The following is a 23681-nucleotide window of genomic DNA, read 5'->3' as shown; positions in this document are numbered from 1 at the left end:
AATGGTGGGGGTGAGATAGCAACATATTGCATGAAATTACTGCGGCGACTTGGTCAATGTGGGTCAGCTGATTTTGTGGAGGTAGGCGGGGAGTGGCTGTTCTGGCAGCACCGACAGCACTTTCAGACGCTGCAACATCCGCTGCCGCGCCCGCTGCAAATGCTCGCGCAGGTTCAACGCGGCCGCATCGAATGCGCCATGCAGCAGCAGTTCCAGAATCAAGCGATGTTCGGCGAGCATCGCCGGATCAGCGCCGATCCCCAGCAATCGGTAAAAAATCCGGCTGATAATCATCGGGCTCTGGCCTTGGCGAATCAGCGCGGCAATCTTGCGGTTTTGCAGGCCGGCCAGGCAGCGCTGGTGCAGGTCCTCTTCGATCTGCTCGATGGCTTCCAGGCTGCACTGCGGGCTGTCCTGGGCATCCAGCACGCGCTGCAGCATGGCTTCAAGCATGTCGCGGTCGAGGTTCGGGGCACTTTGGCGCAGGGCTTCGGGTTCCAGGCAGGCGCGCAGTTCGTAATCCTCGGTGACCTCCCGCGCGGTCAGTGGCCCCGCCAGCCATTGGGAATAGGGCTCTTTTTCCACCAGGCCACGGTCGCGCAGGCGCATCAGCGCCTCACGCACCACCGCGCGGCTGACGCCATAGTGGTCGGCGGCGGCCTGTTCATCCAGGCGGTAATGGCCAAAGGCGATGCAGGTGGACAGCGCCGCGCCGATTTCCTCGACGATGCGCTCGCCCAGCGGCCGGGTGTCCACCAGTTCGGCCTCGCCATTGAGGCCCAGGTGCGCATGGCTCAGGGGCAGGCGCAGCGGTTCCATGGCCAGGCCTTCGGGGTTAATCAGGTAACCCCGGCCGTTGAAACGGCAGATCAAGCCCTCAGCGTGCAGCAGGTCCAGCGCCTTGCGCACCGGCACGCGGCTGGTGCCGAACAGTTCGGCCAGGGGCGCTTCCAGCAATACCAGGCCATGGCGGGCGGTGCCGTTGACGATCGCGTCGCGCAACACCTGGTGAATCATCGCGTAACGGGAGGCCGAGGCGGACACTGCTTTCATCGATTTCTCAAAGGCATGTAGGACGGTGGCCGGGGATTCTCTCATAAGTTGCGCCTGTCACTCTGCGCCACGTCGGTGGCACTTTTTTGGGGCCTTGAATGTAGGAATGTTACTTTTCTGCACCAAAATGTACTTATTAATAAAAGGTACATTATTTCATCGGAGGCGCTTCGCAAGCGTGGCGCAAGGTTTTTTTCCATCGAGCAACACCATCTATCCCGTAGCTCTGGGTAAAAATGCGTAATCGCGTCAAGAGCGCTACGCAGAGACTGGCACGAAAGCTGCCTTTGTAAAATGTACATTTTATGAATATGTACGTTTTATGAGGTTTCCCTGATGTCAGACGCCACTTCACTGGCCGAGGATTTCGCCAGCGGTCGCAGCGACCCGGTGCAAGTCCTTGAGCAGGCACTCGATCAAGCGAGCCGCTCGACCAGCGTATTTATTTCCCTGACCGCCGAGCGCGCCCGCCGTGAAGCCGAAGCGTCCGCCGCCCGTTGGCGTGCCGGCCAGCCCTTGAGCGTGTTCGACGGCGTACCCCTGGCCTGGAAAGACCTGTTCGATGTGGCCGGCAGCATCACCACCGCGGGCGCCGCCTACCGCCGTACTGCGCCCGCCGCGTTGCTCGACGCCCCCAGTGTGGGCCTGTTGTGCCGTGCCGGGATGGTCAGCGTCGGCAAGACCAACCTCAGCGAACTGGCCTATTCCGGGTTGGGCCTGAACCCGCATTTCGGTACGCCGCACAATCCCCATGGCACGGACCAGGCGCGCATTCCCGGCGGCTCGTCGTCCGGGTCGGCGGTGGCGGTCGCGGCCGGTATCGTGCCGATCGCCATGGGCACCGACACCGCCGGTTCCATCCGCATTCCGGCGGCGCTCAACGGATTGGTGGGGTACCGCAGCAGCAGCCGACGCTACAGCCGCGACGGTGTGTTTCCCTTGGCCCACTCCCTCGACAGCCTCGGTCCGTTGACGCGCAGCGTGCGCGATGCCTTGGCCATCGACGACCTGCTCCATGGCCGTACCCAGCAGCACAGTGCCCGCCGCCTGAAAGGGCAGCGTTTTGTGTTGGAACAGGGCGTGCTGGCCGACGTGGAGCCTGCCGTGCGCAACAACCTGCTGCGCGCCGTTGAGCGACTGAAGGCGGAAGGCGCGCTGATTGAAGAGCGTGAAAGCCCCCCGTTCCAGGCCACCCTGGACCTCATCAAGCACCAAGGCTGGCTCGGCGCGTTCGAAGCCTTCGCCCTGCACCAGGCCCTGCTCGACAGCACTGATGCCGAGCACCTCGACCCCCGCGTGCGCCGCCGCCTTGAAGCCGCGCGCGGATTGCCGGCCAGCCAACTGATCCACCTGACCGAGGCGCGTCGCCGCCTGCAACAGCAACTGCTCGACGACCTCGACGGCGCGATCCTGATCACCCCCACCGTCGCCCATGTCGCCCCGGCGTTGGCACCGCTTGAAGCCGACGACGAACTGTTCGTCAAAACCAACCTCGCCACCCTGCGCCTGACCATGCCCGGCAGCTTTCTCGACATGCCAGGCGTCAGCTTACCCAGTGGCCGTGATGCCCAGGGCCTGCCCACCGGGCTGCTGCTCAGCGCCCCGACAGGAGAAGACGCGCGGCTGTTGCGCGCGGCCTTATCCGTCGAATCCGTACTCAACATTTAAGGAGACACACCATGGCTAAAGACATCCTCTGTGCATTTGGCGTCGACGTCGACGCCGTCGCTGGCTGGCTCGGTTCCTATGGCGGCGAAGACTCGCCCGACGACATCTCCCGCGGCCTGTTCGCTGGTGAAATCGGTGCGCCGCGCCTGCTCAAACTGTTCGAACGCTACGGCCTGCGCACCACCTGGTTTATCCCCGGCCACTCGATGGAAACCTTCCCCGAGCAGATGAAGGCCGTGGCCGACGCCGGTCACGAAATCGGCGTGCATGGCTACAGCCACGAAAACCCGATTGCGATGACCGCCGAGCAGGAAGAAATCGTCCTCGACAAGTCCATCGAACTGATCACCCAAGTCACCGGCAAGCGTCCCACCGGCTACGTTGCGCCGTGGTGGGAATTCAGCAAGGTCACCAACGAGCTGCTGCTGAAGAAAGGCATCAAGTACGACCACAGCCTGATGCACAACGACTTCCACCCCTACTACGTGCGCAAGGGCGACAGCTGGACCAAGATCGACTACAGCCAGCACCCCGACACCTGGATGAAACCCCTGGTGCGCGGTGAAGAAACCGACCTGGTGGAGATCCCGGCCAACTGGTACCTCGACGACCTGCCGCCGATGATGTTCATCAAGAAAGCCCCCAACAGCCACGGTTTCGTCAACCCGCGTCACCTCGAAGAAATGTGGCGCGACCAGTTCGACTGGGTCTACCGCGAGCACGAACACGCGGTGTTCACCATGACCATCCACCCCGACGTGTCCGGCCGCCCGCAAGTGCTGCTGATGCTCGAGCGCTTGATCGAACACATCCAGAGCCATGCCGGCGTGCGCTTCGTCACCTTCGACGAAATCGCCGACGACTTTATCCGCCGCCAACCGCGTACCTGATCCCAACCCAAGCAGCCCCCACCTCCCGAGGCGCGATTATGTCCATCTACAACAAGCTTGACCTGACTGGCTGGAAACCCCGGCAACTGACGTCCCAGGAAGTGCGCTTCGCCACCTGGATCGCGTTTTTCGCCTGGGTGTTTGCGGTGTATGACTTCATCCTGTTCGGCACCTTGCTGCCGGAGATCGGCCGGCACTTTGGCTGGGGTGAAGTGGAGCAAGCTGAAATCGCGACTTGGGTGGCGGTGGGTACCGCCGTCGTCGCCTTGGCCATCGGGCCGATCGTCGACAAGCTGGGGCGGCGCAAAGGGATTATTTTCACCGTGGCCGGTTCCGCACTGTGCTCGGCACTGACCGCCATTGGCGGGGCGTGGGGCAAGTCGCCGCTGATTCTGATCCGTTCGCTGGGCGGCCTGGGGTATGCCGAAGAAACCGTCAACGCCACCTATCTGACCGAGTTGTATGGTGCGTCAGAAGACCCGCGACTGACCAAGCGTCGCGGCTTCATCTACAGCCTGGTGCAGGGCGGCTGGCCGGTCGGTGCGTTGATCGCCGCCGGTTTGACCGCGCTGTTGCTGCCGATCATCGGCTGGCAGGGTTGCTTCATCTTCGCCGCGATCCCCGCGGTGGTGATCGCGATCATGGCGCGCAAGCTCAAGGAGAGCCCGCAGTTCCAGATCCACCAGCGCATCAGCCAACTGCGTAAAAGCGGCGCGGTGAAAGAAGCGCAAAACGTTGCCGTGACCTACGGCGTGGACTACGACGAACACAGCAAGGCCGGTCTCAAGGCGGCCTTCCGTGGCCCGGCCCGTCGCGCCACGCTGGTGATCGGCGCTGCGCTGCTGCTCAACTGGGCAGCGATCCAGGTGTTCAGCGTGCTCGGCACTTCGGTGATCGTCAGCGTGCACCACATCTCGTTCGAGAACTCGCTGATCATCCTCGTGCTGTCGAACCTGGTGGGTTACTGCGGCTACCTCAGCCACGGCTGGATGGGCGACAAGATCGGCCGTCGTAACGTCATCGGCCTGGGTTGGATGCTCGGCGGCCTGGCGTTTGCCGGCATGCTGTTTGGTCCGAGCAATATGCCGATGGTGGTCGGGCTGTACAGCCTGGGCCTGTTCTTCCTGATCGGGCCGTACTCGGCGGCGCTGTTCTTTATCAGTGAAAGTTTCCCCACCAGCATCCGCGCCACCGGCGGCGCGATCATCCATGCCATGGGCCCGATTGGTGCCGTGGTCGCAGGTTTTGGTGCGACCCAGGTGTTGTCCGCCGGCAGTGACTGGCAGACCGCCGCGCTGTGGTTCGGCGCGCTGCCGTGCTTCTTGTCCGGCGCGCTGATGTTTGCCGCCCGCCATGTGCGTCCGGAAACCGTTCAGTAAGGAGAATGTGATGAGCCGTAAAGTTGCGCTGATTACCGGTGCCGCCAGTGGCATTGGCCAAGCCCTCGCCGTGGCCTATGCACGCAGCGGCGTCGCGGTGGTGGGCGGGTATTATCCGGCCGATCCCCACGACCCGAGCACCACCGTGTCGCAGGTGGAGGAGGCGGGGGGCGAGTGCCTGATGTTACCGCTGGACGTGGGCGATACCGCCTCGGTGGACGCCCTCGCCGAACAGGCGGTACAGCATTTCGGCCGGCTGGATTACGCGGTGGCCAACGCCGGTTTGCTGCGCCGTGCGCCGCTGCTGGAAATGACCGATGAGTTATGGAACGAGATGCTCAATGTCGACCTCACGGGGGTGATGCGCACCTTCCGCGCGGCGACGCGGCATATGAACGAAGGCGGCGCGCTGGTGGCGATCTCTTCGATTGCCGGCGGCGTGTATGGCTGGCAGGAACACAGCCATTACGCCGCAGCCAAGGCTGGTGTGCCGGGGTTGTGCCGCTCGCTGGCGGTGGAGTTGGCGCCCCTGGGCATTCGCTGCAATGCGGTGATCCCGGGGTTGATCGAGACACCGCAATCGCTGGATGCGAAGAACTCCCTCGGCCCGGAAGGCCTGGCCAAGGCCGCGCGGGCGATTCCGCTGGGGCGGGTAGGGCGCGCAGATGAAGTGGCGTCGCTGGTGCAGTTCTTGACCAGTGAGGCGTCGAGTTATTTGACCGGGCAGAGCATCGTCATCGACGGCGGCCTGACCGTGCGCTGGCCTGACTGACTGATGTACTTGATCCAAATGTGGGAGGGGGCAAGCCCCCTCCCACATTGGAAGTGGAATTTTTCAGGAGTTTTTGCATGAACCAACTGACCAGCCGCCGCGCCGTGATCACCGGTGCCGGCAGCGGCATCGGTGCCGCCATCGCCCGCGCCTACGCCGTTGAAGGCGCGCGTCTGCTATTGGCCGACCGCAACGCCGCCAGCCTCGCCGAAACCGCAATCACCTGCCGCAACCTCGGCGCCGAAGTGGTCGAGTGCGTGGCCGATGTCGGCACGGTCGAAGGTGCCCAGGCCAGTGTCGACCGTTGCGTCGAACACTTCGGCGGCATCGATATCCTGGTCAACAATGCCGGGATGCTTACCCAGGCGCGTTGCGTCGACCTGTCCATCGAGATGTGGAACGACATGCTGCGCGTCGACCTCACCAGCGTGTTCGTCGCCAGCCAGCGCGCCTTGCCGCATATGCTCGCGCAGGGCTGGGGACGGATCATCAACGTGGCGTCGCAACTGGGCATCAAGGGCGGCGCCGAACTGACCCACTACGCGGCCGCCAAGGCCGGGGTGATCGGCTTTACCAAATCCCTGGCGTTGGAAGTGGCCAAGGATAACGTGCTGGTCAACGCCATCGCCCCCGGCCCGATCGAGACGCCGTTAGTGGGCGGCATCAGTGACGATTGGAAGCGCGCCAAGGCCAAGGAGCTGCCCTTGGGGCGCTTCGGCCTGGCGGACGAAGTGGCGCCCACCGCTGTGCTGCTGGCCAGTGAGCCGGGTGGCAACCTGTTCGTCGGCCAGACCCTGGGCCCGAACTCCGGCGATGTCATGCCATGAGTGAGGTGTAGCCATGTGCGGACTCTGCGGATTGCTCGGCGAAGACCTGCACTGGAGCGACCCCCTGGGCGATGAACTGCCCCGGCGCCGCGAACGCCTGCGCCGTATCGCTGCGATCAACCAGGTGCTGGCGGTGTTCCGACTCAAGGTCGAAGACTTCCAGGGCGCCTCCTATCTGCTGTTGGGCGCCACCGGCAAACAGGCACTGGCAAGCGGGCTGGATCAACTCTGGCAGGCAGCTGAAACCATGCTCGGCCGGCCGCTGGATCCCCTTGACCCGCGTCTACTTGACCATCTGGAAAACACCCCATTGTAGGGCCGGAGGTAAATATGAGCATTGCTCTAAATGTGATCACCGGCTTCCTCGGCAGCGGCAAAACCACCTTGCTTCAGCGCCTGCTGCAAGGTGAAAGCCTGGGTGACACCGCACTGCTGATCAACGAATTCGGCGACATCGGCATCGATCATCTGCTGGTGGAAGAAGTCGCGCCTAATACCGTGCTGTTGCCCAGCGGCTGCATCTGCTGCTCCATCCGTGGCGAGCTCAAGGACGCGTTGCTCGGTCTGTTGCAACGTCGCGAGCGTGGCGAAATTCCCGCGTTCAAACGGGTGATCCTCGAGACCACCGGCCTGGCTGACCCGGCCCCGATCCTCGCCACCTTGAACAACGACGTGCAACTGCGCGGGCGTTTTCATATCGGCCTGGTGGTGACGCTGGTCGACGCCAGCCACGCCGCGTTGCAGGAGCGCCTGCACCCGGAATGGCTGGCCCAGGTCGCGGCGGCAGACCGTTTGCTGCTGAGCAAGACTGATCTTGTGGATGACTGCGAACCGCTGCGTGCGCACCTGCAGGCGCTCAACGCCGGTACGCCGATCCTCGATACCCACGCCATCCACAGCGGCGACCAACTGTTGCTCGGTGAAGGCCTGCGCAGTGCCGAACCCGCCATGGAAGTCAGCCGCTGGCAATTGCATCAGACCACCAGCGCCAGCCATGGGGCAGCCCAAGTGTGCAGTATGACCTTCGACCAGCCGCTGGACTGGGTCGGCTTCGGGGTGTGGTTGTCGATGCTGTTAAGATGCCATGGCGAACGAATCCTTCGCGTCAAAGGACTGCTCAACGTGAACGCCAGTAACGCCCCCATCGTCATTCATGGCGTGCAGCATTGCCTGCATGCTCCGGTCCATCTGCCTGCGTGGCCAGGCACCGACCGGCAATCGCGCCTGGTGTTTATCCTGCGTGGCCTCGATCCTGCGTTGCTGCAGCGTTCCTTTGAAGTGTTCTCACGGCGGTTCGCCGGATGATCACCTTACGGGTGCTCGGCACCTCGGTCACTTTGCTCGAATGCCTGCGGGTGCGCGCCGAACAGGAACTGGGGATTCGCCTGGTGTACCAGGTGCACGACGTCGAACAGGCCCAGCGCATCGCGGTGATGCAGCCCGACAGTTATGACCTGTACGACCAATGGTTTCACAACGTCGACTTCGTGTGGCCGGCCCGGGCGATCCAGCCCATCGACACGCGGCGTATCGCGCTGTGGCACGAGATCAACGACCTGCCCAAGCGCGGTCGGCTGTCGCCCAGCGACCGCCTGGGCAGCGGCAGCGTACCCAGCGAGCGCCTATTCGTTCAGCACGACGGCGGCCTTGGCAGCACCGTCACCGAACGCATCAGCATGCTGCCTCTGACCCACAATGCCGACAGCTTCGCCTACCGCCCCGAGCGCCTGCCCGAGGGGTTTTGCCACGGTAACGAAAGCTGGGGCTGGCTGCTGGACCCGGCGTGGCGCGCACGCACGGCGCTGCAGAGCGATGCCGCCATCGGCGCCCTGGATGCTGCGCTGGCCGTGCAGGGCGCGGGGCTGGCGCGCTTTAACGACATCGGCAATATGAGCATCGAAGAGATCGACGTGCTCGCCGATATTCTGGTGCGCAAGCAGAAGGAAGGACATTTCGCCGCGTTCTGGTCCGACGATGAAGAGGCGGCGCAACTGATGCTCAGCCCTAGCATCGATATTCAGAGCTTGTGGTCGCCGACCCTGATGCGCCTGCACCGCGCCGGGGTGAAATACCGCCTGGCGGTCCCCCGCGAAGGCTATCGCGCCTGGTTCGGCGGCTTGTCATTGTCGCGCCATGCCCAGGGCCCGGTGCTGGATGCGGCGTATGCGTACCTCAATTGGTGGTTGTCCGGCTGGCCGGGTGCGGTGATGGCGCGCCAGGGTTACTACATCGGCAATCCGGCGCGCAGCCGCGATCACCTCAGCAGTGCCGAGTGGGATTACTGGTACGCCGGCAGGCCTGCGCGGGAAGAGTTGCCCGGCAGTGATGGGTTGCCGTTGATCGATATCGGCGAGGTGCGCGATGGCGGCTCCTATGAGCAGCGCATGGGGCATATCGCGGTGTGGAATTCGGTCATGGATGAGCACAACTATCTGGTGCGGCGTTGGGGGGACTTCATGCGCGCCCGCGGCTGAATAAGCGGGTATGGCCAAGGGGTTGTCGCCAATAAAGTGACGGTGAAAACCCCGTTTTTATTCGGTGCGCTTCTGCTCTGTCCCAGCTAATCTGCTAAGACAAAATTTCCAGTCTAAATGGATGTTTTTTTGACGGCGGGTCTGGGCGTAGGGAATGCACATGACTAAGGGACGCGGCGGCAGAGAGAGGCGAACGCTGCCGGAGGGCACTGCCATGACATGGCGCCATACCTTTCAAACCCGCATCGCCGGGGTGTTGGCGCTGTTGCTGCTGGTGGTGGTCGCCGCGACCTATTTCGCCGTCAAGAGCGCCACCCGCCGAGCCGTGGAGAATCAGGCACAAGTCCAACTGAAAACCGGAACCCAGGTATTCGAGCGTCTGCTGGACCTGCGCGGGCGGCGCCTGCGATACGGGCTCGACTGGCTCGCCGGCGATGGCCCGTTCAAGCAGGCCGTGGCCGCGGGCAAGCCTGCGCCGATCCTGGCGGCACTGCGTCGCCACGGCACCGGCATCCGTTCCAGCGAAGTGTTTGTGCTGGGCCTGGACGGCAAGGTCATGGTCAGCACGCTCCCCATCCTCACCCGCGGCCAGCGGTTCCCCTATGACGTCGCCTTGCGTCATGCGCGGCGCAATGGCCTGCAAATGTTGATCGTGGCCCTGGACGGGCGGCCTTACCTGCTGGTGCAGGATGAGGTGCGCGACCCGTTGCCCATCGCGCGCATCGTGATGGGCTTTGCCATGGACCAACTGTTCGCCTATGAACTGCGCTCCATGAGCAACCTGGAAGTGTCGTTCCTCAGTGTGCAGGACGGCACGCCCGGCCCGCTGTTCAGCACCCAGCCCGACGCGTACCAGGCCACTGCCCTCAGCCTGCTGCACGGCGCACCGCTCAACCCTGAGGCGCAGATCCATGTGTTTCACGGTCAGCGCGTGCTCAGCCGAGTGCTGGCGTTGGCCAACACTGGCGAGGGTGATGAAGTGCGTGTATTGCTTCAGAGCCCGCTGGACCATGCACTGGAATCCTTTGCGCCGCTGGACCGGCAGTTTCTCGGGATTGCCCTGGCGGTGCTGCTGGTGTCGTTGGCCGGCGCGCTGTTCCTGGCGCGGCGGGTCTCGCGCCCGCTCAACGCACTCGTGGAGGCGGCCGGGCGCATCGGGGCCGGTGATTACCGCACGCCGGTGCGGGTACGCAGCCACGATGAATTCGGTTTGCTGGCCCGCGCCTTCAATGCCATGCAAAGCGGCATCGCCGTGCGCGAACGGCAACTGGCCCATAACGCTTTGCATGACTCCCTCACCGGCCTGCCCAACCGTGCCCTGGCCATGGAGCGCCTGGGCAGTGCGATCAGTGCGCGGCGGCCGGTGGTGTTGCTGTACCTGGGGATCGAGAACTACCGCGTTATCAACGAGGGCTTCGGTCCCGAGGGTGTGGATGAAATGCTGCGCGAAGCCAGCCGCTGCCTGTCCATGAGCCTGCTGGCCAGCGACACGGCGGCGCGCATCACCGGCAGCGAGTTTTTGCTGTTGCTGGAAAACACCGAGGTCGACCGTGCCGTGGCCCGCGCCGACCGCCTCTACGCGCTGCTTACCGAACCCCAGCGCATCGGCAATGACGAAGTGCGCCACGAAGTCAGCATCGGTATCGCCGCTTACCCCGCCGATGGTCAGCACGTTGAAGAACTGATCAGCCGCGCCGCTATCGCTCGCCATGATGCGGCGACGCTGCCGGGCTATCTGCAGATCTACCAGCAGGACCGCGACCTCGCCCACCAGCGCCAGATCACCCTGATCCGCGACCTGCGCCGGGCCGTCGTCGAAGGCGAGTTGTACCTGTGCTACCAGCCCAAGCTCGACCTCAAGCACGGCGACGTGTGCCAGGCCGAAGCCCTGCTGCGCTGGCAGCATCCCACCCTGGGGCTGGTGTCGCCCGCCGAATTCATCCCCCTGGCCGAGCGCACCGGCAGCATGGGCGGGCTGACCCAGTGGGTGATCGAAGAAGCCATCCGCCAGATCGGTGAGTGGTCGCAGCGCGGCATGCACATTCAGTTGTCGTTGAATATCTCGGTGGATGACTTGGTCGATGACGACCTGGCGATCCGTGTCACCACCCTGCTGATGCAGTACGGCGTGGCGGCCAAGCAGCTGATTTTCGAGATCACCGAAAGCGCGATCATGCACAACCCGCAACAAGCCTTGAGCGTGCTGGAGCAACTGCGCGGGTGTGGCATCAGCCTGTCGGTGGATGACTTCGGTACCGGCTACTCGTCGCTGGCGCAACTGCAGCGCCTGCCGGTGCAGGAGTTGAAGATCGACCAATCCTTCGTGCGCAACCTCGACAGCACCAGCGGTGACGGCGTGATCGTGCGTTCGACCATCGAAATGAGCCACAACCTGGGGCTCAAGGTGGTGGCCGAAGGCGTGGAATTCGAGCCCAGCCTCAAGCTGCTCAAGCTTTGGAACTGCGACACTGCCCAGGGCTACCTGATCAGCCGGCCGCTCAATGCCATGGCGTTCGAGATGTGGATGCGGCGTGAACGGACACCGCTCTAACGACGGGTGCAGTCCATCGCCCCTCCCGGATGTTGATCTTCATTGCTTATGAAAAAGGCGGCTACCTGTGAGGGTAGCCGCCTTTGTTTTGCCGCCGATAACGCTTAATCCGGCAGTTTAAACGCCATCACGTAGTCACCCTGTTTGGTCCCCAGGGAACCATGACCACCCGCCACGACCAGCACGTACTGCTTGCCGTCCTTGCCGGTGTAGGTCATCGGTGTGGTTTGCGCGCCGGCCGGCAGGCGGCCTTCCCACAGTTGCTTGCCGTTTTTCACGTCGTAGGCACGCAGGTACTGGTCGAGGGTACCGCTGAGGAACGACACGCCACCGGCGGTGGTGAAGGTGCCGCCCAGGCTCGGTACGCCCATGGTCAGGGGAACCGGGACCGGCGAGCTGTCACGCACGGTGCCGTTCTTGTGCATCCAGATGGTCTGGTGGGTGGTCAGGTCGACCGCGGCCACGTAACCCCATGCCGGTGCCTGGCACGGCAGGCCCAGGGGCGACAGCAGGGCTTCGAGGATCACGCCGTACGGCGCGCCTTTGTTCGGCTGCACGCCTTCGGTTTCGCTGACGCGTGGGCCTTGCTTGGCGATATCGGCCGCCGGGATCAGCTTGGATTTGAACGCCATGTAGCTCGGGTTCACGAAGGCGATCTGGCGTACCGGGTCGACGGAAATGCCACCCCAGTCGAACACGCCGAAGTTACCTGGGTAAACGATCGAACCTTGCAGCGAAGGCGGGGTGAAAGCACCGTCGTAGCGCATGGATTTGAAATCGATACGGCACAGCATCTGGTCGAACGGCGTCACGCCCCACATGTCACGCTCTTTGAGCGGCGGTGGCATGAAGTTCAGTTCGGACTTCGGTTGGGTCGGGGAAGTACGGTCACCCGCGACTGCACCTTGCGGCACGGCCACTTCGTGGATCGGCACGACCGGCTGGCCGGTGGCGCGGTCCAGTACGTAGATGCTGCCTTGCTTGGTCGACGCCATCACCGCCTGCTTCACGCCGGCTTCGGTCTTGATGTCGATCAGCGACGGCTGGCCGCCAACGTCCATGTCCCACAGGTCATGGTGAGTGAACTGGAAGGTCCACTTCACGTGGCCGCTGTCGATGTCCAAAGCGGTGAGGCCCGCTGCGTACTTCTCGGAATCGTCGGTACGGTCGCCGCCGTATTGGTCAGGCATCTGGTTGCCCATCGGCAGGTAGAGCATGCCGAGTTTTTCATCCACGGCGAACATGGACCACATGTTCGGCGAGTTGCGGGTGTAGGTCTTGCCCTCGGCCAACGGGGTGGTGTCGTCCGGGTTGCCGCTGTCCCAGTTCCACACCAGCTTGCCGGTGTGTACGTCGAACGCGCGGATCACGCCGCTGGGCTCGTCGGTGGAGACGTTATCGGTGACGTGGCCACCAATCACCACCAGGTTTTTGGTCACGGCCGGTGGCGAAGTGGAGTAGTAACCGCCGGGGGCGAAGCTGCCGATATTGGCACGCAGGTCGACCTGGCCTTTGTCACCGAAGTCTTCGCACATCTTGCCGGTGTCGGCGTTCAGGGCGATCAGGCGGGTGTCGGCGGTCGGTACGAAGATGCGTTTCGGGCAGGCGTTCGGCGCGGCAGCCGGGCTGGCGCTGCCGGTCGGGCTCTGCTCGGAAGCGTAGGCGGCGTCATCGTGATACGACACGCCACGGCAGGTCATGTGTGCCCAACCCTTGAAGTTCTCGGCGCCCTGGCTGCTGATCTTCGGATCGAAGCGCCAGATTTCCTTGCCGGTGTCCGGGTCCAGCGCGATCACCTGGCTGTGCGGCGTGCACACGTAGAGCATGCCGTTGACTTTCAGCGGGGTGTTTTCTGCGGTGGTTTCACCCGGATCGTTCGGGCCTGGGATGTCGCCGGTGCGATAGGTCCACGCCGGTACCAGCTTGTGCGCGTTTTCCGGGGTGATCTGCGCCAATGGCGAGTAGCGATCACCGTAGGCCGAGCGGCCATAGGAATTCCAATCGCCATCCGTCTGGGACGGTGCGGCGCTGGCCATGCCCGGTACCGCGTCGCGGTCCAGTTGGCCGGTCTTGACCATTTCACCGGGGGTGGTGAATTGGCTGGCAAGGGCAGTAGCACCGGCCAGCACCACGGCCACGCTCAGCGCTCCAGTGCCCAGCGGGGCAGGTTGGCCACGCAGCAATGGACGGCGAAACCACGGGAGCAGCATGACGATGCCCAGGGCGAACAGCAGCGCCAGGCGCGGCACCAACTGCCACCAATCCAGGCCGACTTCCCACAGGGCCCACACGGTGCTGGCGAACAGCACCAGCGCGTACAGGCCCAGCGCGGCGCGGCGGGTGGCCAGCAGCAACAGGCCGGTCAGGGTGATGCCGATACCGGCCAGCAGGTAATACAGCGACCCGCCGAGCAGGCTCAGCTTGATACCACCGGCCAGCAGGGCCAGCCCCATGATCAGCAGCAAGACGCCTAGCAGCCTTGGGAGCAGGCGGCTTGGACTTGAAGCACCGTCAGTGCTCATAGTTGTGTTTCTCCGTTACGTTGGAATTATGTATCCCCGTGTTTCTTCACTGTAGATGACGATTCGGCACGGGCTTGGTTCAGCGTTAATTACGTTTTTCTGGGGATATCAGCGTTATCCACAGGCGGGCGATTTATTCCCAGGCGCAGATCGGTGTAAGACAGCGCTGTCTTGACGGGTAGGAATAATCAGCAAAATGGGGTCGACCGGGGAGTGAAACGTTTCAGGTTATTGCCGACAAGGATAAAGCGCCGGCGCACCAAGAGAAAGCACGAATCGCAAGATGCATCATTTCCGATTTGGTAACAGTGACAGATCGTCGCTGCCAAATAGGGGGGGAGGGGGAACTTCAGGGTTTTTTAGACGGTGGGGGCGGACGGTGATAAGGGTTGAGACGGGTGGTTACAACCTAACATCTGTCTTTCGCCGAAAGCGGGAACTTTTTTACCTGTAAGGGTGGAGTGATAAGGTGTGCACCTTCGTGAGTACTTTTTCATAGGCCCGGCATGACCGCGACAAGCAACGACCCCCTCCACGGCGTGACCCTGCAACACGTCCTCACCACCCTGGTGGAACATTACGAATGGGAAGGCCTTGCCGAACGCATTGATGTGCGCTGCTTCAAGAGTGACCCGAGTATCAAGTCCAGCCTGACCTTCCTGCGCAAGACGCCTTGGGCGCGGGAGAAGGTCGAAGGCTTGTACGTCAAGCTGATGCGCACCAAACGCCCGCTGGATTGATCCCATGAAGCGGTATGTGGCGGCAGCGGCGCTGGCCGGTTGGGTGGGGTTGGCGATTCAGCAATACCTGATTTTCTATTCGCGCTGGGAAGCCGGCGCCAGCCTGCTGGGCGGGCTGATCAACTTCTTCAGTTTCTTCACGGTGCTGACCAATACCCTGGCAGCGGTGGTGCTCAGTTACGCACTGATTCGTCGGGACTCTGCCGCCAGGCGGTTTTTTCTCGCGCCCAGTGTCAGCAGTGGCATTGCCGTGAGCATCGTGGTGGTGAGCCTGGCCTACAGCCTGTTGCTGCGGCACTTGTGGCAGCCCGAAGGCTTTCAATTTATCGCCGACGAATTGCTGCACGACGTGATGCCGGTGTTGTTTGTCATCTACTGGTGCCGGTGTGTACCCAAGGGCAGCCTGCGCCTCAAGCACGTTGGTGCGTGGGTAATTTATCCGCTGATCTACTTCGCTTATGTGCTGCTACGCGGGGATTTGCTCGGGCAATATCAATACCCGTTCATCGATGTCGGCACCCTCGGTTATCCACAGGTGTTTGTGAATGCCGGGGGCATTCTGGCCGGGTTTGTGCTGGTTGCACTGGCCGTGGTGGGGCTGGATAAGCTCATCAAGCCCCGCGCCTGATTCACTCCTTTCCTTAGCGCTATTGGGCACGCACCGTCTTGTCGAACGGTTGCGTGCTTCCTCTCGAACTCTTCAACTCATTAGTTAATCTTTTCACATAAATGCCCTGGTTTTTCAGGTGATGTAATCCTGTTCCTACAGTTATATTTACCCATAAAACCTTCTCCTTAAAATCCATGTAATCCAATTCTTACAGATACATTCAAAGTTTTGGCAAATTGCCATAATTTTCCTATGTGTCTTGGTGTTGCAGGGCTACGTAATTAAATGAATCTGCCGACTTAACTTCTAAAATCTGCGCTGGATAATTGCCGGGCTTCAAATGAGCTGAGTTGCAATGCAAGTAATTGGAAAAAAGTGGGATGTTCTGCGTGCTAAAGCGGCGGAATGACTTAATGACGTTTATTACTATGTGAGCCTCTATACATGAACGCTAAAATTAACACTGCGCTGTTATCCATCGGGTTGTTGGTAGGGTCGATGTCTGTCGCTCAGGCGGCGGATGGAACGGTCACGTTTGTGGGCTCGGTCCATTCCGGGGCCTGCTCCATCAAGCCTGACTCCGTCGATCAAACCATTCCCCTCGGCGCGATTGCCAAGCATCAGTTGCAGGCGGGAGGGAAGTCCGAGCCTCGGCGCTTGCTGATTGAGCTCGAAGGCTGCGATCTGGCCGGCCTCACCGATAACACCGTGACCACGACTTTCACGGGGGCGCCATCCAGCGTTGTGCCGGGTGCGCTGGGTACCGTCGGTAGCGCGGGCAATGTGGGCATCATGATGACCCATGGCAGCCAACCCGTTCAGTTGGGTGTGGCTACCACACCGCAGGTTATTGCCACCGGTGATAACACACTGGAGTTCGGTGCCTATGTGCAAGGCGCTGCTACGGGCGACATCGTGCCGGGCGATTTCAGCGCGGTGACCAATTTCACCTTGGCTTATCAGTAAGCTTTTTCCCCCGCCACCCAGGGTGGCGGGGGAGGCTGGTGGAGGCATAGGTGAAAACATTCATAAGTCTCGCTATTTCCTCTTCATTGACGATGTTCATCAGCCCTTGGGTGGTTGCCCAGGTGCCTGCGCAAGGTAATGGGCTCGTCACGCTGGGAGGAGAGGTCGTTGACTCGGCCTGTGGGCTGGAGTTGGTCAGTGTCGATCAAACCATCGATGTGGACCCCGAGCCCATTGGCCGGTTTTTGCGACGCGCCAGGGGAGGGGACCAATCCTTCCAGTTGCGCCTGGTCAATTGCACATTGAGTCGCACCGACCCGTTGCGCCCTGGAGTAACGCTGCCCGACTGGCAGCACCTGCGGGTGACATTTGATGGCCCCACCGACAGAGGCGGCCGTTCTTTTGCGGTATTTGGTGGCTCACAAGGTGTTGCCCTCAATATCGAGGATTCCGTTGGCCAATTGAGTATTCCCGGTCAGCCGATGACGCCGCATCCCTTGTCGGAAGGCGACATGACGCTTCACTTCACGCTTCATTTTGTTGGCAACGGATTGCCCATAGTGGCCGGCGCGCACCGTGCCGCAGTGCGGTTCAAGTTGGAATATTTCTGAACTTTGATGGGTTGCTTGCATGTTGAATACGGCGAAGGTCAAAAATACGCTGCGCTCAAACTTTTTCAGTGGGTTGATGTTATTGCCGGGCACTGCGATGGCTGTCGGGGATATTGAGTTTAATACGGACGTTCTTGATCTGAGTGATCGAACTAATATTGACTTGTCTCGGTTCGCGCGCAGCGGTTTTATTCTGCCTGGCACTTACTCGATGGGGGTGCAGATCAATAACCAGGCGATTGCCGAGCACTCAGTGGCTTTCTATCCTCCCGATAATGATCCTAAAGGCAGCCAGGCCTGTTTGTCGCCGGCCTTGGTGGGCCTGTTGGGCCTCAAGGCGTCGGGCGCTGCTGAACTCAAGTGGTGGAAAGGCAGTGACTGCCTGGATATAGAAAGCTTGCCGGGCATGGAGGTCAGTGGCGACCTGGCCACCTCCACGCTGAACATCAGCGTGCCCCAGGCCTACCTTGAATACAGCGCCATCAATTGGGATCCACCTTCCCGTTGGGATGAGGGCGTGCCGGGGCTGCTGGTCGATTACAACATGACGGTGCAGTCCAGTTATCAGAAGAATGACGGCACCCGAAACAATCTTAGTGGTAACGGTACCCTGGGGGCGAATGCCGGGGCCTGGCGCCTGAGGGCGGACTGGCAGGCGCGTGTCGAAAAAGGCCTCGACAGCGGGTACGGGGACCCACAACAGCTGGAGTGGAGTCGTTACTACGCCTATCGCGCAGTGCCTGCACTGAAGGCGCGCCTGACGGTGGGAGAGGACTACCTGTATTCGGACCTGTTTGACAGCTTCCGCTATACCGGCGCCGCTCTCATTTCGGATGCAAGCCAGCTGCCCCCCAACTTGCGTGGTTACGCGCCGGAAGTGGTAGGGGTCGCCAAAACAAATGCCAGGGTTGTTATCAGCCAGAAGGGCCGCGTGCTCTATGAAACGCTGGTCGCGGCAGGCCCGTATCGTATTCAGGACCTCAATGACGCCGTGAGCGGCACCCTGGATGTGCGGGTGGAAGAGCAGGATGGTTCGGTACACACCTTCCAGATCGATACGGCAAGCATTCCCTACCTGACGCGCCCTGGCCAGGTTCGTTACAAGCTGGCGGCGGGGCGACCCTCCGATCTTCAATACGGCGCCGATGGCAATGTTTTCGGCACCGGTGAATTCTCCTGGGGGGTCAGCAATGGCTGGTCGCTGTTCGGCGGCGCTATCACCGATAACAACTACCGTGCGTTGTCTGTCGGCGCCGGTCGTGACCTGTTGGCGCTTGGAGCCGTATCGCTGGATGTCACTCAGTCCCACGCCAGTGTGTGGGGTCAGTCGCTCTCGGGCAAATCCTACCGCCTTCAATACTCCAAGCACTTCGAGCAGTACGACAGCCAGGTGACGTTTGCCGGTTACCGGTTTTCCGAGAAAAACTACTTGAGCATGAGTGAGTACCTGGACGCTCGCCATTACGGGTTAAACGGCGAGCGTGGCGAAATCGATAACGTTGAGTTCATCGAGGGCTGGAAACCGATCGGCGACAGCAAGGCACTGTATACGGTGACGCTCAATAAGCAGTTTCGTGACCTTGGGGCGACGGTCTACGCCAGTTACAACAAACAGACGTATTGGGGGCGCCCGGACACGCAGCGCTGGAACCTGTCGATGTCGCGCTACTTCAATGTGGGCTCCGTCAGGAACATGAGCCTGTCCCTGAACATGTACCGCAGTCAGGAGTACGCCTACAAGGATAGCGGAATGGCGCTGACGGTCAGCCTGCCATTGGGGCGCAGCGGCACACTGTCGCTGGATGGGAGCAGGACCTCGGGCAAAGAGAGCTTTTCCACGCGTTACAGTGACCGCATCGATGAACGCAACAGCTACCAGCTCAGTGCCAGCGATCGCTCTGCCAGTGGTTATCTGAGCCATATTGGCGACCAGGCTGATATCGATCTCAGCGCCAGCACACAACAAGGCAATGGCAGAACCCTCAGTGCGTCTATTCGCGGTGGCGGCACGCTCACGCCCTACGGTGCGGCCCTGCACCGAACCAATACCGTCGGCGGGACCCGCCTGATGCTCGACACCGGTGGGGTACCCGACGTGCCTGTGCGGGGTTACGGCGTGTCGACCCGCACCAATGTCTTCGGCAAGGCGGTGATCTCCGATATCAGCAGCTACCAGCGTACGGCCGCCAGTGTTGACCTGGAGAGCTTGCCGAGCAACGTCGAGGCCACTCAGTCGGTGACGCAACTGACACTCACCGACGGGGCCATTGGTTATCGATCGCTGGACGTGATTGCCGGTGAAAAGGCCATGGCAGTCCTGCGCCTGCCGGATGGCAGTTCACCGCCCTTCGGCGCGACGGTGAAAAACATAAAACAGCAGGACACCGGAATTGTGAACGACGGCGGCGCCGTTTACCTGAGCGGCATCCAGGCCGGCGAGCAGATGATCGTCAGTTGGGGAGGCATCGACCAATGCCTGCTCACGCTGCCTGTGGTGTTGCCAGCCGACAGCTTGACCGATGCCCTGCAACTGCGCTGCCAGAGTGTCGCCACTGATCAATCCTCACCCGAGCCAGCAGCGCTGACCGGGAAGCGCACCGATACGGAGAACACCGCCTCATGATGCTCAATACGCGCCCTACACTCCTGGTCTTCGCACTGCTGGCTCTGGGCCTCAATCCGAACGCTGACGCTGCGGTTGGCCTGGACCGGACCCGTGTGATTTTTGATGGGGGCAAGGATGCCACCAGCGTGAACATTACCAATAACAACACCCAGTTGCCGTACCTGGCCCAGGGGTGGATCGAGGACGAGCAGGGCAACAAAATCGCCTCGCCCCTTATCGTGCTGCCGCCGGTTCAACGCTTGGAGCCCGGTAAACAAAGCCAGGTGAAAGTCCAGGCGTTGCCAGCGGTCAAATCGTTGCCCCAGGATCGCGAGACCGTCTACTACTTCAACCTGAGGGAAATTCCGCCGCGCAGCGACAAATCCAACACCCTGCAAATTGCGCTGCAGACCCGCATCAAACTGTTTTACCGCCCGCAAGCCATCATGCCCAGCCAGCAGGACTTGGCTAATCCCTGGCAGGAAAAGCTCACCCTCACCCGGCAAGGCGACCGTTACCAGGTGAATAACCCCACGCCTTACTACGTGTCCCTGGTGGACGCGCGCAGCAGCAAAGACGGCAAAACCGTGGCGGGCTTTGAACCGGTGATGATCCCGCCCAAGGGCACGCTGGCTTTGGGGCCAACGGCCAAGGCACTTGGCCAGGCCCCCTATCTGGCCTATGTGAACGATTACGGTGGACGCCCGCTCCTGGCGTTCACCTGCAGTGGCCAGACTTGCACGGTGAACGCGCAAGTCTCATCGCCTAATGAGTAGCGTCTGCTGCGGGAGAACGCCATGAAGTCGCACAACGTGAAAGTCCTGGGCTGCGTGTTATTGGCCTTGGCGGCGCGTGTGAGCGCCGAGGATGACGACGGTATCGATGGCCAGCGTGGCCGGTTGAACGTTAACGGGTCCATGCATGAATCGCCTTGCAGCCTGGAGATGACATCGCGCCATCAAACGATTGACCTGGGCGCCGTGTCGGCCAGCCAGTTGCAAAGACCTGGCGATCAGGCGCCATCGAGGCCCTTTCAGCTGCGCTTCCAGGACTGCCAGCGCATCGCCGGCAGTATCCGCAGTGAGCGTACCGGGAACCTGGCATGGAGCGCCCATCAACCGGTGCTGTCGGTCACGTTTATCGCGCCTGCCGATGCTGATGATCCACGGCTGGTCAAAGTGCAAGGCATCACCGGGATGGGGCTGCGTTTGACCGACGCCCTGGGCCGGGACGTGCAACTGGGCTCCCGGGGCGAGCCGTTGTTTTTGACCGAGGGCAGCAGTCTCCAGACCTGGCATGTTCAACCCACGCGCACCTCCGCTCCGTTGACCAGTGGGGCATTTCGGGCCGTGGTGGATTTCAGGCTCAGTTATGAGTGAGGGCAATCTAATGAGGAAGGCAGTCGGCTCGCGGGCCATTCTTATAGGGGGAGGCCTGCTGTGGGCCGTCAGCCAGGGTGCGCTGGCCGAAACCAGCCTGATCATCCGCGCGGTCATCATTGCGCCTCCTCCATGCGTCATTAATGGTGGGAGTACGCTCAACGTGCCCTTTGGCAATGATCTGCTGACGTCGCGGGTGGACGGTGTCAACTATCGTCGCGACGTGCCCTATACCGTCACCTGCGACGCGCCTTTCAGCAATGCGATGAGGCTTGAGCTCAGGGGCACCGGGGCTTCGTTCGATGGTCGCGTACTCTCGACCCGTAACCCGGATCTTGGGGTGAAACTGTTCGTTAATGGCGCGGATTGGCCCCTGAATGCGGCCGTGAACTTTACCTATCCAACCTTCCCCGTCGTGCAGGCGGTGCCTGTCAAACGCGCGGGCAGCAGACTGACGGGGGGCGCGTTCGATGCCGCCGCTACCCTCGTGGTCGATTACCAGTGATGAGGAACGATCAATGACCTGTTGGCAGCGGCGAGCCTTGCTCGCCTTGTGTTCCATCGCCCTCAGCAGCGGCGCCTCGGCCAACTTGACCTTCAGCGGAACGCTTAATGAACCGCCGCCCTGCACGATCGATGCGGGGAACAAAATTGAAGTCGATTTCGGCGATGTCGGCGTAAAGCGAGTCGATGGTGTGAGATACCGTCAGGAGGTTGGCTACACCATCAGTTGTGGGGCCGACACGCTGCCGTGGGTGCTGAAGTTGAGTGTCAACGGGGCACCTACGACATTCGACGGCGCGGCATTGCAGACCAGTGCGCCAGACCTGGGGATTCGGATATTTCAGAATAACCTGCCGTTTCGACTCAATACGCCACTGGACATAACCGTGTCGTCACCGCCGGTATTGGAAGTCGTGCCGGTCAAGCAGCCGGGTGCAACGCTGGCCCCCGCAAGGTTTACAGCGGTGGCCACGCTGTTGGCCGAATACCAGTAGGAGTTGAAGCCATGGGACATGAAAGGGTTCATCGGAGGTGGCTGTGTGCCGTGCTGGCGGGGCTGCCAGCCTTCAGCCTGATCCCCGGGGCGCAGGCGGCGGACAACCTGAATTTCAAGGGCAACCTGGTTGAAGAGGCCTGCACTATCCGGCCTGGCGACGAGGCAATTAACCTGGAGCTCTGGGACCTTACCAGCAAGCACCTCTACATCAACACGCGCTCAGTGGGCAAAGGTTTCAAGCTGCATCTGGAGGACTGTGACACCACGATCGGCAACACGGTGACCATCACGTTCGGCGGCGTGGAAAACCAGGCGCTGCCCGGATTGTTCGCGCTTGATGGCGGTAGCGGTGCCTCGGGTATCGGGCTGGGGCTGGAGACGCTGAGCGACAAGCCATTACCCGTGAATAACGTCAGTGACGAACAGGTATTGGTCAATGGCAGCAATGTGATCGAGCTCAAAGCCTATGTGCAGGGTGAGCCGAATGCCATCAGGGATCAGACCATTGGCCATGGCGCCTACACCGTGACCTCTACGTTTACGCTGGACTATCCGTAATTCATAAGCTCAACAACCGGGTGCATACGCATTGGCTTTCAGGTCATTTACACGGGCTGATTGTTCGCTGGATGGCGCCTGTGTAGAGAAGCAACGAGAGATCAACATGAAACGACTATATGACAGCGCCATTGTGCTTCTCCTGCTGATGGGCATTAACACAACCGCGCAAGCCGTAGACTGCCGGGTCAATGGCGGTGAGTGGGCGCGCGTCACTCATCTGACCGTTCCCGTAACTGTGCGACTCGATACAGATCGCACGAGGATTCTGATGGAAGGTGCTCGGCTCGAATGTCGGTTTACGGCTGGAGCGGGCCCCGTGTGGGGCGCTGACTATTGGGAAACGGGCAATGCCTCAGGTACACCTTGGACATCCGGCCCCAAGTTCGCCGGTGAACAGAGTGGTTTGCGCATCAATGGCGCTTTCCTCAATACCCCGGTTCCGGCGGGTATACGGGTGGCCACCATGCCCAACAACGGGATCGGCTATCCGATCAATATCACCCCCTATATTCTGGTGCGCCACAGTCCCTCCAACCCGATCGATATTCGAGCAGGCGACACCCTCGGCCTGTTACGCCTGACCAGCTCGAACAATTACGACGCGACTCGGCCGCAACTCACCGTCACTTATACGGCCGCCAACAACTTCACCATCTCCCCGTCTACCTGCACGATCAACAATAACAACCCGATCGAGATCAACTTCGGCGATGTTCATCAGAGAGCAATAGGTACCGATCCGCTGACCACGTCCATCCGCAGCAATCGCCGGCTCACTTATTCATGCCCGGACGGCGGGATTTCCACGCCGATCACCATCACTTACAAGGGCAGCCCCTCATCGTTCGACACGCGTCTGCTGATGATGACCAACCCGGACGTGGGGACAGCCCTTGTTCGTGGCGCAAGTGCGGTTCAAGTCGGTGGTTCGTTCCTGACCCAGATTACCAACAGTGTAGGAGGCGACGATGTGACGTTCTCCCTCGTACGGCGTGCCGGGTCCTTGCCTGCCGCCGGGGCTGTGAGCGGCAGCGGTGTACTTGTCATGGGGGTGCCATGACATCCCCACACCT

General features: G+C 61.5%; 22 protein-coding genes. 20 read left to right on the top strand and 2 right to left on the bottom strand.

Annotated features, from left to right (window positions below):
* Nucleotides 1-63: 63 nt before the first annotated feature.
* Nucleotides 64-1053 carry a GntR family transcriptional regulator gene (locus HDC32_RS15010; RefSeq protein ID WP_027604651.1) on the bottom strand — a complete coding sequence of 330 codons (990 nt, stop codon included), beginning with the start codon at nucleotides 1051-1053 and terminating at the stop codon, nucleotides 64-66.
* Nucleotides 1054-1389: 336 nt separating this feature from the next.
* On the opposite strand from HDC32_RS15010, the gene HDC32_RS15005 reads away from it, so the two are divergent.
* From HDC32_RS15005 to HDC32_RS14965, 9 genes are all read left to right on the top strand, one after another.
* Nucleotides 1390-2721: an amidase gene (locus HDC32_RS15005; protein ID WP_184744558.1), complete on the top strand. Its 1332-nt coding sequence runs from the start codon at nucleotides 1390-1392 to the stop codon at nucleotides 2719-2721.
* An 11-nt stretch (nucleotides 2722-2732) separates the two neighbouring features.
* A complete protein-coding gene (locus HDC32_RS15000) occupies nucleotides 2733-3611 on the top strand; it encodes a polysaccharide deacetylase family protein (protein WP_003234086.1) in 879 nt (292 codons plus the stop codon).
* Between the two features lie 38 nt (nucleotides 3612-3649).
* The gene (locus HDC32_RS14995) at nucleotides 3650-4990 is read left to right on the top strand and encodes an MFS transporter (RefSeq protein ID WP_065926587.1); all 1341 of its coding nucleotides are present in this window, start codon (nucleotides 3650-3652) and stop codon (nucleotides 4988-4990) included.
* A 10-nt stretch (nucleotides 4991-5000) separates the two neighbouring features.
* Nucleotides 5001-5762: an SDR family NAD(P)-dependent oxidoreductase gene (locus tag HDC32_RS14990; protein ID WP_145335200.1), complete on the top strand. Its 762-nt coding sequence runs from the start codon at nucleotides 5001-5003 to the stop codon at nucleotides 5760-5762.
* Nucleotides 5763-5839: 77 nt separating this feature from the next.
* Entirely contained in the window at nucleotides 5840-6589 is a 750-nt protein-coding gene (locus HDC32_RS14985; protein ID WP_184744556.1) for an SDR family NAD(P)-dependent oxidoreductase, read from the top strand.
* Between the two features lie 13 nt (nucleotides 6590-6602).
* Nucleotides 6603-6905, top strand: a complete 303-nt coding sequence (locus HDC32_RS14980) for a hypothetical protein (protein ID WP_065938646.1) — start codon at nucleotides 6603-6605, stop codon at nucleotides 6903-6905.
* Nucleotides 6906-6919: 14 nt separating this feature from the next.
* The gene (locus HDC32_RS14975) at nucleotides 6920-7894 is read left to right on the top strand and encodes a GTP-binding protein (protein ID WP_145335196.1); all 975 of its coding nucleotides are present in this window, start codon (nucleotides 6920-6922) and stop codon (nucleotides 7892-7894) included.
* Nucleotides 7891-9063: a PotD/PotF family extracellular solute-binding protein gene (locus HDC32_RS14970; protein ID WP_184744554.1), complete on the top strand. Its 1173-nt coding sequence runs from the start codon at nucleotides 7891-7893 to the stop codon at nucleotides 9061-9063. The genes HDC32_RS14975 and HDC32_RS14970 overlap by 4 nt, the downstream gene beginning before the upstream one ends.
* Nucleotides 9064-9277: 214 nt before the next feature.
* Nucleotides 9278-11614, top strand: a complete 2337-nt coding sequence (locus HDC32_RS14965) for a bifunctional diguanylate cyclase/phosphodiesterase (protein ID WP_184744552.1) — start codon at nucleotides 9278-9280, stop codon at nucleotides 11612-11614.
* Between the two features lie 104 nt (nucleotides 11615-11718).
* Here the strand turns inward: HDC32_RS14965 and HDC32_RS14960 are convergent, their stop codons facing one another.
* Nucleotides 11719-14136, bottom strand: coding sequence for a glucose/quinate/shikimate family membrane-bound PQQ-dependent dehydrogenase (locus tag HDC32_RS14960; protein ID WP_184744550.1), 2418 nt, complete (start codon nucleotides 14134-14136; stop codon nucleotides 11719-11721).
* Between the two features lie 506 nt (nucleotides 14137-14642).
* Here HDC32_RS14960 and HDC32_RS14955 point away from each other — a divergent pair.
* The 11 genes from HDC32_RS14955 (at nucleotide 14643) to HDC32_RS14905 (ending at nucleotide 23668) form a co-directional block, all read left to right on the top strand.
* Complete coding sequence (locus HDC32_RS14955; RefSeq protein WP_016977534.1) at nucleotides 14643-14876, top strand: VF530 family DNA-binding protein; 234 nt, start codon at nucleotides 14643-14645, stop codon at nucleotides 14874-14876.
* Between the two features lie 4 nt (nucleotides 14877-14880).
* Complete coding sequence (locus tag HDC32_RS14950; RefSeq protein WP_131697428.1) at nucleotides 14881-15504, top strand: Pr6Pr family membrane protein; 624 nt, start codon at nucleotides 14881-14883, stop codon at nucleotides 15502-15504.
* Between the two features lie 426 nt (nucleotides 15505-15930).
* Nucleotides 15931-16452 (top strand): fimbrial protein, encoded by a 522-nt coding sequence (locus HDC32_RS14945; RefSeq protein WP_131697427.1) that lies wholly within the window; start codon nucleotides 15931-15933, stop codon nucleotides 16450-16452.
* Between the two features lie 50 nt (nucleotides 16453-16502).
* On the top strand, nucleotides 16503-17063 hold the full coding sequence (locus HDC32_RS14940; RefSeq protein ID WP_131697426.1) for a fimbrial protein: 561 nt from the start codon (nucleotides 16503-16505) through the stop codon (nucleotides 17061-17063).
* 19 nt (nucleotides 17064-17082) lie between these two features.
* A complete protein-coding gene (locus HDC32_RS14935; protein WP_184744548.1) occupies nucleotides 17083-19686 on the top strand; it encodes an outer membrane usher protein in 2604 nt (867 codons plus the stop codon).
* The gene (locus HDC32_RS14930) at nucleotides 19683-20444 is read left to right on the top strand and encodes a fimbria/pilus periplasmic chaperone (RefSeq protein ID WP_145335188.1); all 762 of its coding nucleotides are present in this window, start codon (nucleotides 19683-19685) and stop codon (nucleotides 20442-20444) included. Before HDC32_RS14935 ends, HDC32_RS14930 begins: the two co-directional genes overlap by 4 nt.
* A 21-nt stretch (nucleotides 20445-20465) precedes the next feature.
* Nucleotides 20466-21047 (top strand): fimbrial protein, encoded by a 582-nt coding sequence (locus HDC32_RS14925; RefSeq protein ID WP_131697423.1) that lies wholly within the window; start codon nucleotides 20466-20468, stop codon nucleotides 21045-21047.
* Entirely contained in the window at nucleotides 21040-21552 is a 513-nt protein-coding gene (locus HDC32_RS14920) for a fimbrial protein (protein ID WP_409438479.1), read from the top strand. The genes HDC32_RS14925 and HDC32_RS14920 overlap by 8 nt, the downstream gene beginning before the upstream one ends.
* A 13-nt stretch (nucleotides 21553-21565) precedes the next feature.
* On the top strand, nucleotides 21566-22045 hold the full coding sequence (locus HDC32_RS14915; RefSeq protein ID WP_131697422.1) for a fimbrial protein: 480 nt from the start codon (nucleotides 21566-21568) through the stop codon (nucleotides 22043-22045).
* A gap of 11 nt (nucleotides 22046-22056) precedes the next feature.
* Nucleotides 22057-22605 carry a fimbrial protein gene (locus tag HDC32_RS14910; RefSeq protein ID WP_184744546.1) on the top strand — a complete coding sequence of 183 codons (549 nt, stop codon included), beginning with the start codon at nucleotides 22057-22059 and terminating at the stop codon, nucleotides 22603-22605.
* Nucleotides 22606-22711: 106 nt separating this feature from the next.
* Nucleotides 22712-23668 carry a fimbrial protein gene (locus HDC32_RS14905; RefSeq protein ID WP_145335184.1) on the top strand — a complete coding sequence of 319 codons (957 nt, stop codon included), beginning with the start codon at nucleotides 22712-22714 and terminating at the stop codon, nucleotides 23666-23668.
* Nucleotides 23669-23681 lie beyond the last annotated feature (13 nt).

Origin of the sequence: Pseudomonas sp. JAI120 (assembly GCF_014207255.1) — a bacterium.
Taxonomy (GTDB): Bacteria; Pseudomonadota; Gammaproteobacteria; order Pseudomonadales; family Pseudomonadaceae; genus Aquipseudomonas.
This window is presented reverse-complemented; position numbering and strand designations above follow the sequence as displayed.